General features: G+C 50.6%; 8 protein-coding genes and 1 pseudogene. 1 reads left to right on the plus strand and 8 read right to left on the minus strand.

Translation table 11 applies throughout. The features are described from left to right. Positions 1 to 7: 7 nt before the first annotated feature. From FXF61_RS06805 to FXF61_RS06840, 8 genes and pseudogenes are all read right to left on the minus strand, one after another. Positions 8 to 4,732, minus strand: coding sequence for a glutamate synthase-related protein (locus FXF61_RS06805; RefSeq protein WP_151184561.1), 4,725 nt, complete (start codon positions 4,730 to 4,732; stop codon positions 8 to 10). Positions 4,733 to 5,080: 348 nt separating this feature from the next. Beyond that, positions 5,081 to 6,499 carry a nitrogen regulation protein NR(I) gene (ntrC, locus tag FXF61_RS06810; RefSeq protein ID WP_151184562.1) on the minus strand — a complete coding sequence of 473 codons (1,419 nt, stop codon included), beginning with the start codon at positions 6,497 to 6,499 and terminating at the stop codon, positions 5,081 to 5,083. 79 nt (positions 6,500 to 6,578) lie between these two features. After that, positions 6,579 to 7,666 (minus strand): annotated as a pseudogene (gene glnL, locus FXF61_RS06815) (nitrogen regulation protein NR(II)). A 74-nt stretch (positions 7,667 to 7,740) separates the two neighbouring features. Next, a complete protein-coding gene (gene glnA / locus FXF61_RS06820) occupies positions 7,741 to 9,147 on the minus strand; it encodes a type I glutamate--ammonia ligase (RefSeq protein ID WP_151184563.1) in 1,407 nt (468 codons plus the stop codon). A gap of 376 nt (positions 9,148 to 9,523) precedes the next feature. Further along, positions 9,524 to 10,699 (minus strand): MFS transporter, encoded by a 1,176-nt coding sequence (locus tag FXF61_RS06825; protein ID WP_151184564.1) that lies wholly within the window; start codon positions 10,697 to 10,699, stop codon positions 9,524 to 9,526. A 104-nt stretch (positions 10,700 to 10,803) separates the two neighbouring features. After that, complete coding sequence (locus tag FXF61_RS06830) at positions 10,804 to 11,421, minus strand: hypothetical protein (protein WP_218571844.1); 618 nt, start codon at positions 11,419 to 11,421, stop codon at positions 10,804 to 10,806. Positions 11,422 to 11,504: 83 nt separating this feature from the next. Next, the gene (locus tag FXF61_RS06835; RefSeq protein WP_256663522.1) at positions 11,505 to 11,957 is read right to left on the minus strand and encodes an EAL domain-containing protein; all 453 of its coding nucleotides are present in this window, start codon (positions 11,955 to 11,957) and stop codon (positions 11,505 to 11,507) included. A 15-nt stretch (positions 11,958 to 11,972) separates the two neighbouring features. Continuing rightward, positions 11,973 to 13,766 carry a diguanylate cyclase gene (locus FXF61_RS06840; protein ID WP_151184567.1) on the minus strand — a complete coding sequence of 598 codons (1,794 nt, stop codon included), beginning with the start codon at positions 13,764 to 13,766 and terminating at the stop codon, positions 11,973 to 11,975. A gap of 513 nt (positions 13,767 to 14,279) precedes the next feature. On the opposite strand from FXF61_RS06840, the gene FXF61_RS06845 reads away from it, so the two are divergent. Further along, positions 14,280 to 17,822: a bacteriohemerythrin gene (locus FXF61_RS06845; protein ID WP_151184568.1), complete on the plus strand. Its 3,543-nt coding sequence runs from the start codon at positions 14,280 to 14,282 to the stop codon at positions 17,820 to 17,822. Positions 17,823 to 17,826: the final 4 nt, after the last annotated feature.

Genomic DNA, 17,826 nt, shown 5'->3' on the forward strand with positions numbered 1-17,826 from the left:
CGTCCTCTTAAAGGGCTTGGGCGATAGCTGGAGCAGCAGCCGGCGTGGCTGGACTGAGCTGTTCAAGGGCGTGGCGATACTCATGCGGGAAGACTTTAATAAAGCGCATTTTCGCGTTAACCCAATCCGCCAGTAATGCTTGCGCGCGCTGCGAACCTGTCAACTGCACGTGCTCTTGCAATAAAGCCTTCAGCAGCTTTTCATCAGCCATATCTGCATGTAATGCAATGCCTTCAGCCACTTGTAGCGATGCGCAGAGCACAGGCTCTAAAGCCACTTGTGCGGTATTACAACGCTGAGCAAATTGACCATCTTCGTCGTAGACATAGGCCACACCGCCTGACATGCCCGCAGCAAAGTTGCGTCCGGTTTTACCCAGCACCACGACAGTGCCGCCGGTCATGTATTCGCAGCCGTGATCACCCACGCCTTCGACCACCGCGCTGGCACCTGATAGACGCACAGCAAAGCGCTCGCCGGCCACACCACTGAAGAATGCACTGCCAGAGGTTGCGCCATACAGCACGGTATTACCGATGATGATGTTGTCAGTGGCTGCGCCTTTAAAGTCGTGGCTTGGACGTACAATTAAGCGCCCGCCCGACAAGCCTTTACCCGTGTAGTCATTGGCTTCACCCAGCAAATCAAAGGTGATGCCCTTGGCCAGAAACGCGGCGAAACTTTGACCGCCAGTGCCGCTGCAGGCCACATAGATACTGTCATCAGGCAAACCCTCTGGCTGACGTTTGATCAATGCACCCGACAGCATCGCGCCAACTGTGCGGTTGGTGTTTCTCACCTCAGTTTCAATGCGCACAGGCGTGCCTTGAGTTAAGGCAGCAGAGGCTTGGCTAATTAACACCTGATCCAGCGCGTGCTCTAGGCCGTGTTCTTGTTGGCTGTTGTGTAAGCGCGCAACCTCTGCCGGTGCCGTGGCTAAAGCTAAGACGCGGCTAAAGTCGAGCCCCTTGGCTTTCCAATGTTCAACACCTTTGCGCATATCCAGCAGATCAGCGCGACCAATCAGCTCATCAAAGTGACGCACACCGAGCTGCGCCATAATCTGCCGTACTTCTTCGGCAATAAAGAAGAAGAAATTCACCACATCCTCAGGCTTGCCGGTAAACTTCTTACGCAGCTCTGGATCTTGCGTAGCAATCCCGACAGGACAGGTATTGAGATGGCACTTGCGCATCATAATGCAGCCCGTGGCAACCAAGGGCGCGGTGGCAAAACCGAATTCATCAGCTCCCAGCAAAGCACCAATGATCACATCTCGCCCAGTTTTCATCTGCCCGTCGGCTTGGATGCGCACGCGGCCACGCAAACGGTTAAGCACCAAGGTTTGCTGAGTTTCTGCCAGCCCCAATTCCCACGGCGTACCGGCATGCTTAATTGAGGTCCAAGACGCCGCACCGGTACCGCCATCGTGCCCAGCAATCACAATGTGATCCGCTTTAGCTTTGGCCACACCAGCGGCAACAGTGCCGACGCCCACTTCAGACACCAGCTTTACGGAAATATCCGCGCTTGAATTTACATTTTTCAAGTCATGGATCAGCTGGGCTAAATCTTCGATCGAGTAGATATCATGGTGCGGTGGTGGCGAGATTAAGCCCACACCCGGCACCGAATGGCGCAGCTTGCCAATGTAGTGGGTGACCTTGCTGCCCGGCAACTGTCCGCCCTCACCGGGCTTAGCACCTTGTGCCATTTTAATTTGGATTTGATCCGCCGACGCCAGGTACTCTGTGGTGACGCCAAAACGGCCGGATGCCACTTGCTTGATTTTTGAGCGCAGGCTGTCACCCTCACGCAAAATATAATCCACCTCAACTGTGTCTTGACCCATGATGTCAGTCAGCCGTGTACCCTCGGCAATGCTTTGGCCTTGCAGCTCCTGACGATAACGCGCGTGATCTTCGCCGCCTTCACCGGTATTACTTTTACCGCCCAGACGGTTCATGGCAATCGCCAGATTCATATGCGCTTCAGTGGAGATCGAACCCAAGGACATGGCACCGGTGGCAAAGCGCTTAACGATTTCTCTGGCCGGCTCAACCTCCTCAATCGCGATGCTGCGCGCAGGATCAATACGAAACTCAAACAAACCGCGCAGCGTGGTGTGACGCCTGGACTGCTCATTGATGATGGTTGAGTATTCGGCAAAGGTTTCGTAGCGGTTGCTGCGCGTGCTGTGCTGCAACTTGGCAATGGCATCTGGCGTCCATGCATGCTCTTCGCCGCCGGAACGCCAAGCAAACTCACCACCCACATCCAGTTGCTGATTGGCTAATGCTGCAGGGTTAAACGCCTGCTGATGATTACCAATTGCCTCTTCAGCAATATCAAAGATATCCAGTCCAGCAATTTTTGATGAGGTGCCAGTAAAGTACTTTCCTACCAGTTCTTCACTTAAACCAATCACTTCAAAAATCTGCGCACCGCAGTACGACATATAGGTGCTAATACCCATCTTCGACATGATTTTAGTTAAGCCCTTACCGATGGCTTTAATAAAGTGATCGCTCGCCTGCTCTGCTGTGACGCCTAATTCTGGGGCAATATCCGCTAAGGTCTCTAAAGCTAAATACGGGTGAATAGCTTCGGCACCGTAGCCGGCCAACACCGCAAAGTGATGCACTTCACGGGCACTGCCGGTTTCCACCACCAAGCCCACAGAAGTACGCAAGCCTGCGCGCACCAGATGCTGATGAATTGCCGATAACGCCAACAGCACCGGAATTGCCACCTGCTCACGACTCATGTGCCGATCAGTAATAATCAGAATATTGCTACCGGCATGAATGGCCTCTTCAGCCTCTGAGCACAGATAGGCGATACGCGCTTCGATACCGCTCTTACCCCAAGCACAGGGGTAAGTGATATCAATTTCACTGGTGCGAAATTTCCCACCGGTGCTCTGTTCGATATGTCTTAGACGCGCCATATTGGCCACATCTAAAATGGGCTGCGCGATTTCTAAACGCAGCGGTGGGTTACTCGCGTTAATGTCCAGCAAGTTCGGACGCGGACCGATAAAGGACACCAGCGACATCACCACTGCTTCACGAATGGAGTCGATGGGTGGATTAGTAACTTGCGCAAAAAGCTGACGGAAATAGTGATACAAAGGCTTATTCCGCGCTGACAGCACAGCAAGAGGGGCGTCATTGCCCATTGAGCCTACGCCCTCCTCACCTTGGCTGGCCATCGGTGCCAGCTGGTACTTAATATCTTCCTGGCTGTAACCAAAGGCTTGCTGACGTAGCAGCAACGGCTCGGCGAAGGATAAAGGCTGTGCGTCCGTGTTTAACTGGTCTAAACACAGGCGCACATTATCGATCCACTGCCGGTACGGTTTAGCCGACGCATGGCGCTGTTTAAGCTCTTCATCTTCAATGATACGGCCCTGCTCTAGGTCGATCATAAACATTTTGCCGGGCTGTAAACGCCACTTGCGTACAATTTTCTGCTCGGGAATGGGCAACACGCCGGTTTCCGAGGCGAGTACCACTAAATCATCATCGGTCACCACAAAACGCGCTGGACGTAGACCGTTGCGATCCAGTGTTGCGCCCACTTGGCGACCGTCGGTAAAGATCATCGCTGCTGGGCCATCCCAAGGTTCCAGCATCGCGCCGTGGTATTCGTAAAAGGCACGACGCTGCTCATCCATCAGGCTGTTTTGCTCCCAGGCCTCAGGAATCATCATCATCGCCGCTTGCGCCAGCGGATAACCTGCCATCACCAGCAGTTCTAGGGCGTTATCAAAGGTGGCGGTATCAGACTGACCGTCCATGCTGATCGGATAGAGCTTTGGTAAATCATCACCTAAAATCGGTGACGACATCACCCCTTCGCGCGCGCGCATCCAGTTAAAGTTACCTTTAACCGTGTTGATTTCACCGTTGTGCGCCACCATGCGATAGGGGTGCGCCAATGGCCAAGACGGAAAAGTATTGGTGGAAAAGCGTTGATGCACTAAAGCTAAAGCGGACACCAACTGTGGGTTTTGCAAATCCAGATAGTATTGCCCCACCTGATCAGCCAGTAATAAACCTTTATAAATCACGGTACGACAGGACATGCTTGGCACATAGTATTCAAAGCTATGGGTAAGGCCTAGCTGAGTAATCTTGGCGGAGGCGATTTTGCGAATCAGATACAGCTTACGTTCCAACGCGTCTGACACCAGAATATCCGCGCCACGGCCAATAAAGACTTGACGAATCACCGGCTCACTGGCGCGCACATCAGCGGACATCAGCAGCTCATGATTGACCGGGACATCACGCCAGCCCAATAGCACCTGTTTTTCTGCAATGATGGCGCGCTCTAATTCCCGCTCACAGGCTTGGCGTGACGCAGCTTCTTTGGGTAAAAAAATCATCCCTACCCCGTAGTCGCCAGCCGGTGGTAGCTCAACACCTTGTTTGGCCATTTCAGCGCGGTAGAAGTCATCTGGGATTTGAATCAGCAAGCCCGCACCATCACCCATTAAAGGATCAGCACCAACCGCACCACGGTGATCAATATTTTCCAGGATCTGTAGGCCCTGCTGGACAATCGCATGGGATTTCACCCCCTTAATATGCGCAACGAAGCCAACTCCGCAGGCATCATGCTCGGCATTGGCATAGAGGCCAGTGTCCACCGCAGTTTGAATTTCTTGTGCGCTAGCACCCTGCACACTATCTGCAACCTGATCGCCAAAAGTCGTTTGAGTCATAGATGCACTCCTTACCTAAATAAAAATAAATGGCTGTGAAGCACGTGAACTGCTTCAATTGATTTTTATTTTGCAAGGATCAAGCCAACCTGTAGAAACACGCAAGAATGCGCTTTACAGGGGCTTTTCGTGGTCTTTAAAGGCTTTGCAGCGGTGTTTTTGCACCAAAACTGTGCAGGCGTGTGCTAAAACCGTGCACCAAGGGCGTTATGGGCCACGCGTTGAATCTAGATCGATTGCGCCAGCTAAATCCGCACGCACTATAGGCGTAATAGACAGGATGGAGCGCAAGTGCAGCAGCTGCGACTTGGAGCGTTAGCAGCAGCCAACGCTATATGCACAAAAGTATTAGTCTTCGCTCGCGTCATCCGCGCTTGGGCTATCCATATTCAATTCTTTGATTTTGCGCGTCAGGGTGTTGCGCCCCCAGCCTAATAGCTGCGCCGCATCGCGCCGCCGTCCACCCGCCTGCGCTAACGCCGCTTCGATCATCACGCGCTCAAACATTGGCAGCGCACGCTCAAGTAAGCCGCTACTGCCCTGTTGCAGTGCATCCTCAGCCCAGCCGCGTAAGGCTACGCTCCAATCCTGCGCCGCAGCCGTTGTCGCCTTGCTCTGTAACAGCTCAAAAGGAAGATCGCTGACCATCACTTCTCGGCTGGAGGCCATCACCGTTAACCAGCGGCAGGTGTTTTCCAGCTGACGCACATTCCCCGGCCAGTCTTGTTGACTCAGATACGCTTGTGTTTCAGGCAGTAAAACGCGGCGCTCAGTGGCTAATTCCTCTGCTGCTTTTTTTAGAAAGTGCGCAGCTAATGCAGGGATATCTTCGCGCCGCTCGCTGAGCCTAGGAAGATGTAGGCGAATCACATTCAAGCGATGATACAAGTCCTCACGAAACAGCCCCTTAGCAACCAAACCCTCAAGATCACGGTGGGTAGCAGCGATAATGCGCACATCAACCCGAATAGGCGTATGGCCGCCAACACGGTAAAAGGTGCCGTCGGCCAACACACGTAACAGCCGAGTTTGCGTATCCAGCGGCATGTCACCAATTTCATCAAGAAACAGCGTACCCTGATGCGCTTGCTCAAAACGCCCATGCCGGGCACTGGCAGCACCGGTAAACGCGCCTTTCTCATGGCCAAATAGCTCAGATTCGATTAAATCTTTGGGTATGGCGGCCATGTTCAACGCGATAAAAGGCTGTTGCGCGCGCGGGCTGTGACGGTGCAAGGCATTGGCCACCAACTCTTTACCTGTGCCTGATTCACCATGAATCAGCACGGTCATATGCGAGTGAGACAAACGCCCAATAATGCGAAACACCTCTTGCATCGCCGGCGCTTCACCAATAATGGCGCTGCCCGAAGCGGAATCATCTGTGCTGGCCGCTGCTTGCTGAGAGTGCGCTAAAGCACGTTGCACTAAGGCAACAGCATCATCGAGATCAAAAGGCTTAGGTAGGTATTCAAAGGCACCGCTTTGATAGGATTGCACCGCACTGTCTAAATCAGAATGCGCCGTCATCACGATCACCGGCAGATGAGCATAACGCTTATGTACCTTGGCTAATAACGCCAAACCATCCATGCCTTGCATGCGCATATCGGTGATGATGACACTGGGCTGGGTATCAGCCAGCTGTGTCAGTACTTCCTCGCCACTGGCAAAGGTGCTGGTGCTGAATCCCGCTTGGTTTAAGGCTTTTTCCAATACCCAGCGCATCGATTTATCGTCATCAACAACCCATACCTGCTCAGTCATGCTCGACACTCCGTGTTAGACCTTAAAATAGTTAGCTCTCAAAATGATTGGACATTAAAACGGGGGACCCTAAACATTGTTAGCCCTCAAAATGAGGCTCAAAGGGAATTAAAACACGAAAAACTGTACGTCCAGGCCTGCTATCACACTCAATCAGGCCGTCGTGTTCTTGCATGATGGCTTGAGCAATCGGCAGCCCCAGTCCAGTGCCTTGCGCACGCCCCGTCACCATCGGGTAAAACAGCGTTTCCAATAGTTGACTATCAATCCCGGGACCGTTGTCCTCAACCTCCACTAAGCACACCAAGCGATGGCACTGGTTGCCAATCGTAAACTGGCGCAGCGCACGCGAGCGCAAGATGATTTCAGCAGGACGTTGGCTGGGGTTTTCCAGCAAGGCTTGCGCAGCATTACGCACAATATTGAGCACGACTTGAATCAAGCGATCTAAATCGGCATGCAGCTCTGGCAAGCTGGGATCGTAATCACAGACCAGCGTGATCGCCTCGCCCACTTCCGCTTGCAAGATCAGGCGCACCCGCTCTAACACTTGATGAATATTGATGCGGGCAAAATCCAAACGTTGCCGCGGCCCCAACATTCGGTCGACAACATGACTTAAGCGATCGGTCTCACTGATGATGACATCGGTGTATTCTTTTAACTCGGGTGCCGGCAGTTCACGCGCCAGTAGCTGCGCGGCGCCACGAATACCGCCTAGTGGGTTTTTAACCTCATGCGCCACCCGCGCACTAACGCACGGGTGACTTGATGGGCAGTAAATAAACTGTCTTCACGGCTCAGACGCAACACGCGATCTTGTGGCAACAATTCCACAAGCAGCTGTTTATCTTGAGACTCAGGCGCACTGAACGGCGTGACCGTGTAATCCATGGTGATCACCTGAGCAGTACTCGGCACATGCAAACGCGCTTCACGACGCGTATAGGGGCGCTGGTCGAACAAGGCATTGCGCACGGCATCCAAACAGTCATCATCTTCCCAAAAAAACTGGGCAACCGAGCGCTCAAGCAAATGCGCATGACTGGTGGCAAACAACTGTTCCGCCGCCGGATTGGCGTAGAGCACACACAATTGCTCATCCAGCAGTAATACCGCTGTTGAGAGCTGTTCCAGCATGGCAGTGCTTAGAGTCGATGCGTTCATCGTTGAATAACTGATCAGTGGTTTCTATAAAAATAAGTATGCCCCAAAAAGGGGCATAGGTGTTTACAAGCTGTTTACAGGCTGTAGTACATATCAAATTCAGCCGGATGCACCGATTGACGCAGGCGCGTGACCTCCTCCATTTTGCAGTCAATGTAGGCACTGAGCATGTCTTCAGAAAACACACCGCCCTCCAATAAAAAGTGTCTGTCCGCCCACAAAGCCTGCAAGGCTTGATCCAAGCTGTACGCGACTTGCGGAATATCTTTAGCTTCTTCAGCCGGCAAGTTGTACAGGTTTTTATCCATCGCATCGCCTGGATCAATTTTATTCTTGATGCCATCCAAGCCAGCCATCAACAAGGCGGAAAATGCTAAATAAGGATTAGCCGTTGCATCCGGAAAACGGCACTCAATGCGCTTGCCCTTAGGGCTTTTCACCCAAGGTATGCGAATAGACGCCGAACGGTTGCGCGCAGAGTACGCCAACATCACTGGCGCCTCAAAGCCTGGTACAAGACGTTTGTAAGAGTTGGTACCCGGGTTGGTGATGGCATTCAGCGCATGCGCATGCTTAATAATCCCACCGATATAATGCAGCGCCATGGCAGACAAACCGGCATAACCATCGCCAGCAAATAAGTTTTTACCATTTTTCGATAACGACTGATGCACATGCATACCTGAGCCGTTATCGCCGACCAATGGCTTAGGCATAAAGGTTGCGGTTTTACCCGCGGCATGCGCAACATTGTGCACGCAATACTTTAACAGCTGCACTTCATCGGCTTTTTTTACTAGGGTATTAAACGGCACACCAATTTCACATTGCCCAGCGGTGGCCACCTCATGGTGATGCACTTCAATCTCTAAACCCATCGCTTTCATCGCGTTGCACATGGCCGCCCGCACACCTACAAGGGCATCCACTGGCGGCACGGGGAAATAGCCGCCTTTAACCCGTGGACGATGGCCTGTATTTTTACCTTCAGCTAATGTTTTGCTGGCCCATGCACCTTCATTTGAGTGGATTTCAAAGCCCACTTTATTCATCGACTCTTCCCAAGTCACAGCATCAAACACAAAAAATTCAGGCTCTGGGCCAAAGTACGCGGTGTCGGCAATGCCGGTGGACTTAAGATAGTTCTCTGCACGATGGGCAATCGAGCGCGGGTCGCGATCATAGCGCAGCAAGGTGCTCGGCTCGGCCACATCGCAACGCACGATAATGGTTGGCTCTGCAGCAAAAGGGTCGAGAACCGCAGTTGAATCATCAGGCAACAGGGTCATATCCGAGGCTTCAATGCCTTTCCAGCCATGAATGGATGAACCATCAAACATTTTGCCTTCTTCAAAGGCTTCTTCATCCAATGTTTCAGACGGAAACGTAATGTGGTGCTCTTTACCTAGGGTATCGGTAAAGCGCAGATCCACCCATGGGGCTTGGTGCTCACGAATAAGCGACTGGGTCTTAGTCGGCATGTGAATGACTCCTCTTAAGTCAAAGTAATAATCTCAGCTCAGTGCTGCACTAAAGAGGATTTAGCAAATTGCATGCCATAAGAAAAACACTGGATTTACAGGGCAAAACACCTTGATACAGCACAAAAGTGCACCATTGCAGTGCATTAATTGCAGGTTATGCACCAAGGCGAGACATCAACTCAACCCAACTTAACTTAAAACGTTCGAGAATACGAAGCTTAGGCTCTAACGCCTATAATCAAATCAGCTGAATGCCATAGCAAACAGAATCAGCCCAAGCACACAGACAGAACAGTCAGTCGCAGAGCAACAGATTAAGCCCACGACTTTGTTAATCATTACGTGCTTCTCGCTTTATTGACTAACGCTGAGCTTAACCAGTGCGCGCCAGTTTGGCTTTAAACTCTTGCAGCAGCACTACAATTGTCGTCAGCAGCATAAACACCACAGTGGCCCACAACACGCCCTTGGCGAGGTGTTGATCCAGCAGGTAGCCAAGAAATATCGGCCCAAGCACGCCGCCAATATTAAAACCGGTGGAAACAATACCAAAGGTGCGCCCTTCTGCGCCTTTCGGTGAAGCAGCACGCACCAGCATATCGCGCGATGGCGCAACGACACCGGTAAGGAAACCCACCACTGCCATAACAGCTACAAGTAGTACAGCTGGCAAGGTAACGGTGATGATCAATACAACAAGCAATGCTGCTAAAGCAAACGCACCCGCCGCTAAAAAGCCATGTCGCGTGGTGCGATCGGCTAAATAACCACCGGCTAACACACCAAAAGCACTCATAAACAGGAAGAAAGTTAGGCCTGTGTTTGCGCTTGAGAGCGGCACTGCAAAACCCTCAACCAAGGCCGATACCGAGAATTTCTCAATGGAGCCAGTACTCAGACTTAACAGCATAAACAAGACAACAAAGCCCATTAAAGCCATCACCGGCATTTTTAATGGACGCTTATCGCTGGCCGCTGCACTGTCACTGACCGCTGCAGCAGGGACTGATGCCCTGCTAAACAGCATTAAGCACAACACCGCGACACCCACGCCACTAGAGACAGCAAATGCCCAGCGCATATCAAGCACGTGCGCCAGGCCCAATAACACCGGTGGCGCCAGCGCAGCACCGAGAAAACCAGCAAAGGTGTGAATGGAAAATGCACGGCCCATTTTGTCCACCTGCACACCCTGCAACAGCAACGCATAATCAGCCGGGTGATAAACACCATTGGCCAGCCCAGCAATGAACATCGCAAATAGCAGCATCGCAAAGACCGGCCAAAGTGCAAGTAAAGCAAAACTCAGCGAGCCCACTGCTAGCGCACACATCAGCATTTTTTGCGCACCTACACGGTCCACCATAAAGCCTAACGGTGCTTGGACAACAGCCGTCACCACATTAAACACACCAATGGCCAACCCCAGCTGCATAAAACTGACATCCATAAACAGCGGTAGCAGCGGTAATAAGGCTGGGATCGTCATAATGTGCAGATGACTGACTAGATGAGCCAAGGAAACCTGCAGCAATAGTTTGTTATGCATACGACTTTTTTACTCAGTACTGCGCCCTATAGATTAGGGCTGCAACAGCAAGGTGTTTTCATCAAACCGTTTTCATCAATGTACAGCCGCTCTGCTTAGTGGCATTAACTCAAATCTATGATGGATAACGGTGCTGGATCATCAGCATGCTCCAGCAATATACGGCGCACACGTTCCTGCCAAAGGCGCGCAAACTCCGCCTGCTGTTCAGGTGTCTCGCGATTTTGGATGACCGCCTGCATGCGCTCACGCTGCGATGGATCGACAGGTGTTTTATGCGCATCAAAATTAACCAAAACAGCAGCGCCAGTATCAAGCCGCTCAAAACGTACAGCACCATCATACTCAACACTGTCCACTGCGAAACTAAGCAGCCCATTACGAGCGAAACGCCCACCGATACCTTTAAATCCACCCTGTGTTGCGGCGCCGGTAATTAGGGTGATCACCTGCGCGACCACGCCCGTTGTGCCTTCGGTTTCAGGTGACGGCATGTGCACGCTGATACCACCCCGTTCAGGCAGCGTATCTGGATACAGTACTTTTAGCGCCGCGCGTGCCGTTAAAAAAGCACCCGCTACAGTTGGACAAGAATGCCCAGCCAAGCGTACTGCATCCACATAGTGATAATCCATGACGCCGTCTGTTGCGCTACCGAGCAGCTGTGCTAATGGATCACGTATACGAATAACGGGGGCTTTGTCGAAGAAATCAGGATACATAATGGCACTCTCCTTAAAGAGCAGACTGTCGAAAGTAAGGGCATGAGATTAGCAGGCCAGCTAGGGTTTATCACTCTAGAGCATCAAACCCGTGTTTTCTGTAAAGAATCAGCACATAAGCTCATACTTTTGGCAAGATCAGCATTAATACGCAGCATCGATGGCCCAAACTCTGCTGCTGTTATGGGGCGGGAAAAGTAATAACCCTGCACAAAGCCACAACCTATTTCACGCAATATAGCAAGTTGCTGCTCATCTTCTACCCCTTCCGCTACAACCTTCAGCCCTAAGCTGTTGGCCATGGTTATGATAGCCTCGACCAAGGCGCGATCACTTTTATCAATGTAAAGATCACGAATAAAAGACTTATCAATTTTTACTTTATCCATCGGGAAGCGCTTTAGATACGAAAGCGAAGAGTAGCCTGTACCAAAATCATCTAGATAAATACACACGCCTAGCGCACGTATACTCTCAACCCAAGTTTGCGCGACTGCAATATTCGTCATCAATAAGCTTTCGGTCACTTCAAGCACAATGGCGCTGGCTGCCTATTGTGCAACATGATCAATTACAACTTGATTCCGCCCGGTATTTTTGGCTGCATAGAGCGCTATATCAGCACGTGCTATCAGGGTTTCAGGGTCATCACCGTGCAAAAAACCTGTCACGCCAAAGCTTGCCGTAATGCGCCCAGCAAAAGGAAGTTCGATATTTTCTAGCGCAGACCGCAACTTTTCTGCGAGCAGTGCTGCGTTGTTGGTCGAAGTGTTGGGTGCGATTATCAGAAACTCTTCCCCGCCCCAGCGGCCAACAATATCAGCGGCGCGTGTATTCTCCGCTATGGTTTGTGCTACTTGCACCAATACTTTATCGCCCATTAAGTGACCATGGGTGTCATTGATGTATTTAAAATAATCCATATCTAACAAAATAATAGAAAATAACGCGCCATAGCGCTCCGCTCGTTTAACTTGCTGGTCTAAAACCTGATCCAGTTGCAACCGGTTTGCCAACTGGGTCAGCTGATCAGTCATCGACAATCGTGTTGCCCCCTGAATCGAGGCCTCAAGTTCCGACGACACCACTTTGATGAAGCGCATCAGCCTAGCAACAACACGAGCATGTTGATTGGCCAGAGGATCATCTTGCTTTACTAATGTAGCGTTTACTGATTCAGCTAAAGGGCTAAAACCTTCACTCATTTGATTTTTTAGTGGCGGCCCTTCTCGCAGCCCCACTGCCACCATAGTTGCGTTCATCAGTGACAAGCGCGAAGAGCCAAAAAACTCACCGAAGGTATAAAAACCGAAAGTTGGTGCGATAGCTTCGAATGGCAGTGTTTCCAACTCCACGCTTTCTTGCATCAAAAAACGTCGACAACTGCAGGTGTAAAGAAAGATGGCTTGGGGACAAAACTGAGCCATTTTTTCATGCTGCTTTTTCGAGTTTTCAATGATTAAATCAATATCGCCATAGCCGATACGAAAAGTCTCTCCTTCCTTGATCTGCGAGACAAACTGCAGCGAACCATCGCTGTTTGTCGCAACAGGCACCCGAGCCAATAAGTTACCGTCACGCTCCAATAGAAACGGAAACTCCAGCGCGTTAAACAAAAACTCGTCGCCCTTGGGGAGATTGAGGTAACGCTGATAAATGGCAAAAGCGGGTTGTTCATCAACCTGCTGCACATTCAAACCATCGACCTGAGTGACCCGCATAGAATGGCTTAACGGCTGCCACCCCAGATAAGAACTGGACTCAATATGCAGGTCAGTGCCGCTAAAAATAACGGCTACAAGCCCTTTATCAAACTGCTCAGTTTTTGAAAAAACCAGTGATGTGTTTGTCGCAGTATAATCTGCAGCACCGCCACCGAAAATGGGACAGTCAAGCAAAGTCGACTCGATACCCTCAAGCAACAGCGATGCATTAATGCTAATAGTCGTTGCCAGTAACAGAATGCCTGCAACATCGCTAAAAGATTGATTAACACGCCGGCCTACCTCGGTACCAATAGCCTGCTCATCACCATCTTCGCTTGCCATGGCAATAAGGTTAACCTTGGATGACTCAAAAAAGGTGAAACCAATAACGGTTTGATTGGTTACCAGGCGACCATGGGCCACTTCACCAATCGTCGTGGCGCCCACCACAACCGCAGCTGGAAATTTAGCGGCGATAACCGCAATTACCGCGCGGATATGTTCTTTATTCGCTTCGGCACAGTAAATTTGCACAAGCTGCGCCTGTGAGTTTTCTGCCGCAAGGGAAACTGCGCCAGTTCCAATTTCTACCGTCAACGCTTCTAGATCAGTAAAAACATGTGTGACATGCTGAATCATGAGCCTATTCCTTTGGCTAGCTAGCACTGCTTAATTGCTTTGAAACACTGCTGACTCAAGTGGCATCTCCGCAAAAGCAGAGCGCCATATAAATTTTAATTCAACTGACAAGCCAACTTGGCGGCACGCAGTCCTTTCTACACGCCACGATTAGGAATCGTAAGGCGCGAATACAATTGTCGAAATAGTATAACCATAAATCTGCATATACATATAACCAACCATGCTTTTCGTTAAATATATGCTTTATTTTCAAGTCATCGATTTATCAAAGAGCCACTATTTTAAGCGCGCCATTTTTTACGCTGAAATTGCACCACATAAAGCTTCGAAAAGGCTGTTTATAACATCATATATGCTGGTAGAATGTTGAGCGGTTTTGCACTATTTGAGTCAAACGTATCCTTAGCAGTGCAACCTGTGAGCCTCTTAAAGGCGCGCTGGTTTTGACGAAGCATTGCACCGAAACCAGCCAGTGCTTACTGGTGTTGAGCATTTAAGGTTGATAGATATATGTTGGATGCAGCCACGCGCGCCCAGTTTGATATTATTCCATGGGACTCAGGCTTCGAAACAGGTATAGCCATTATTGACGAGCAGCATCGTCAACTCGTCATACTGCTCAATGAGCTTGCTTATGGCTACGTTTGCGACGTAAATCAGAGTGAAGTCGAGCGCATATTAGATGCCTTGGCTGAGTACGCCTGCTATCACTTTGAAACAGAAGAAGCGCTATGGGCTCAGGTGCCAGAAACCGACGACTGGTTTGCTGAGCACTCGATAACGCATAACGGGTTTACCAACAAAATCCAAGCCATGCGCTCTAAGCTGAAAACAGACAACAGCAGCGTACTTGTCGATGATCTACTCTCCTTCCTAACAGGCTGGCTGGTGCACCACATTCTGTACGAAGACAAATATTTTTCACTGGTGCTGCTGCAAATCCGTAAGGGTACGCCACTGAATACAGCCAAAGCGCATGCGCACACTATTCTGACTGAGCAAACTTCAGCACTTATTCAAAGAGTGCTATCCATGTACAAAAAGCTTGCTTCGCGCACGCTGACCTTGCAGCGTGAAGCGCATTCTCGCGAAATGGTACAGCAAGCATTATTAGCGCAAGAACAACAGTGGAGCGCAGTGCTCGGCGCCAGCAGTGATAACCTTTGGGATTGGAGCTTCACCTCCGCCGACACAAGAAACAATGATCAGTTATTAACTGCAGACCGCTTCTCACAAAGCGGCTACACAGTGCATCCCGATGATTGGCCAAATCTACGCCAGAGCTTTCTTAATCACTTGACGGGACACAGTGATGTATTCATCCACCAGCACCGTGTTATCGATAGCGCCGGCAACGAGCGCTGGGTGCAAACACGGGGAAAAATAATTGAACGCGACTCTGGTGGTCGCCCAAAACGCATGGTTGGTACGCAAACCGATGTAACAGAACGCAAAACTGCAGAACTCACACTGCAGCGCGAGCGTGACACCCGTACTCTCATTAGTGAATTTGCAGCTGATTTTATGGCTTCAACGGCAGAGGATTTTGATGCTGCTATCAACCGCGCACTGCAACGCAGCGGCGAGTATATCCAGGCTGATCGAAGCTACGTGTTCTTACTAAGTGCCGAGGGCCACTATATTGATAATACCCACGAGTGGTGTGCTGCGGGTATTGAGCCAGAAATTAGCAGCCTGCAGGGCATTACCTCAGACAGACAGTCTTGGTGGTGGGAACAGCTTAGCGAAGTCGGCTATATACTTATCTCTCGTATCAGCGATTTGCCTGCTGAGGCACAAAACGAGCATCAGGTTCTAGCCTCACGAAATATCCGCTCGATATGTGTATACCCCCTATATATCAACCAAGAGCTCGTCGGTTTTATCGGTAATGACGCCATTAACGCAGAGCGGCATTGGGGAAAAGATGTCATTGAGCTTATGAGCTTAATGAGTGATTTACTGGGTATCGCTTTAGGACACCGCAAGCTGCATCAAAAACGTGCACAGGCTATCACCCAGCTGGAGCGTGCGGAACAGCAAGCCCACCTAGGGCACTGGCATATAGATTATGCGTCCGCTGAGGCCACATGGTCGCAAGAAATGTTCCGTATTTTTGAGTGCGACCCGACTCATTTTATTCCTAGTGTAGAGTCTTATCTTGAACTGACCCACCCAGACGACCGTGCATCAGTCCATCTTTCCTATAAAAATGCGAAAGCTACTCTCAGTGAACTGCAGCTAGAGCACAGGGTTTTGCTTAAAGATGCAAAGATTAAGCACTTGGAAGTACGAGGACGATTTTATGCAAAGTCAGAGGGTCATCCAGCAACCGCTGAAGGTACGATTCAGGATGTGACGGAAAAAGTACAGCACCGAGAATCTCTGCAACGCTTGGCTTTCGAAGACTCTTTAACGGGCTTGCCTAACCGCAGATCAATTGAAAGCACGCTAGCTGATGAAATGGATTACTGCGAACATCACGACTGCCAGCTTGCACTGGCACTTTTGGATCTAGACAATTTCAGTGACGTTAATGCCCAGCACGGCCCAGCCCTAGGCGATGCTTTGCTCAAAGCGTTAGCACAACGCTTAAAACATTTGCTCGGTAACAGCGCTGTCATCGCGCGCGTTGGCGGTGATGAGTTTGTTGTCTTATTTACTCGATTGCAGCCCAGCGACTGCTATTTCCAACAGCTTAACCGGCTGCTGGCTGCCACCAGTCAACCTCTATCAATAGATGGCACCGATATCGTGCTAACCGCCAGTATTGGTGTAACAAGATACCCACAGCCAATGCGAGTGGCTGCCGAGCAGCTTGTACGCCAAGCTCAGCAGGCGCTGTTTCAGGCAAAAATACTTGGTAAAGGCCACTTCCAAAAGTACGATATTGGCTCGGAACAGGATGCCCGCGAACGCACAGACTATTTAGAACAAGTCCGTAAGGCGCTGCATGCCGGAGAGTTTGTACTGTATTACCAGCCTCAAGTGTACATGAAGACCGGCGTTGTCTTTGGTGCTGAAGCACTGGTGCGCTGGCAAAAAAGCAACGGCGAGCTGGTACCACCGGGGGATTTTTTACCGGCTTTGTTTAACCATCCATTAGAAGTCGAACTGGGTGATTGGGTGATCCGAACAGCGCTGGCGCAAATGCGTGCATGGAAACAGCAAGGATTAACGCTTCAGGTCAGTGTGAACCTGAGTAGTCAGCAACTGTTTGACCACGCTTTTGTTAAAAAACTTGGTGAAGATCTTCAGTGCTACCCTGATATTTCACCCTCAGCATTGCAGCTTGAGGTGCTGGAAAGCTGCATGCTGAGTGACCTTGAGGCCGTTTCCGGAATTATGCAGCGCACCCGACAACTGGGCGTCAGTTTCGCGCTCGATGATTTTGGTACTGGCTATTCATCCCTTGCCTACCTTAAGCACCTACCTGCCAGTGTGCTAAAAATTGACCAGAGTTTTGTGCGCGAAATGATGGAAAGTGCCGATGACTTATCAATTATCTCCGGTGTTATTGGTATGGCCAATGCATTTGGTATGCGTGTGATTGCCGAAGGCGTTGAGAATATTGAGCAGGGTAACTTGCTGTTGAGGCTAGGCTGCGAGCAAGCGCAAGGTTACGGTATCGCCCGACCTATGCCAGCTGCTGAGCTGCCCAACTGGATTCAGTGCTGGCAAGCAGCACCGTCTTGGATTGGTCAGCAATCAGTTGAGGTTCAAAACCTGCCACTGCTGTACGCTGAGGTTGAGCATCGCTATTGGGTGATGGAGTTAGAACGCTGGCTGCGCGGCGAGAGCAATGACACGCCAAATCTTGACCACCACAAGTGCAAGGTAGGTTCTTGGATCGACAATGAAGCACATAGCCGCTTTGGCCTGCATGAAAAATTCTCCCACATGGTTAACCTGCATCGTGACTTACACAGCACAGGGCAAAGTGCTATAGCCATGCGGGCCAAAGGGCAGTCAGAGGCGGCACTGATGATGCTGCCACAGATTCACCAGCAATGTGATCTGTTTCTGTCAGAGTTGCGGGCCTTAATCAATTAAGACA

The organism is Pseudomonas sp. C27(2019) (assembly GCF_008807395.1).
Classification (GTDB): domain Bacteria; phylum Pseudomonadota; class Gammaproteobacteria; order Pseudomonadales; family Pseudomonadaceae; genus Denitrificimonas.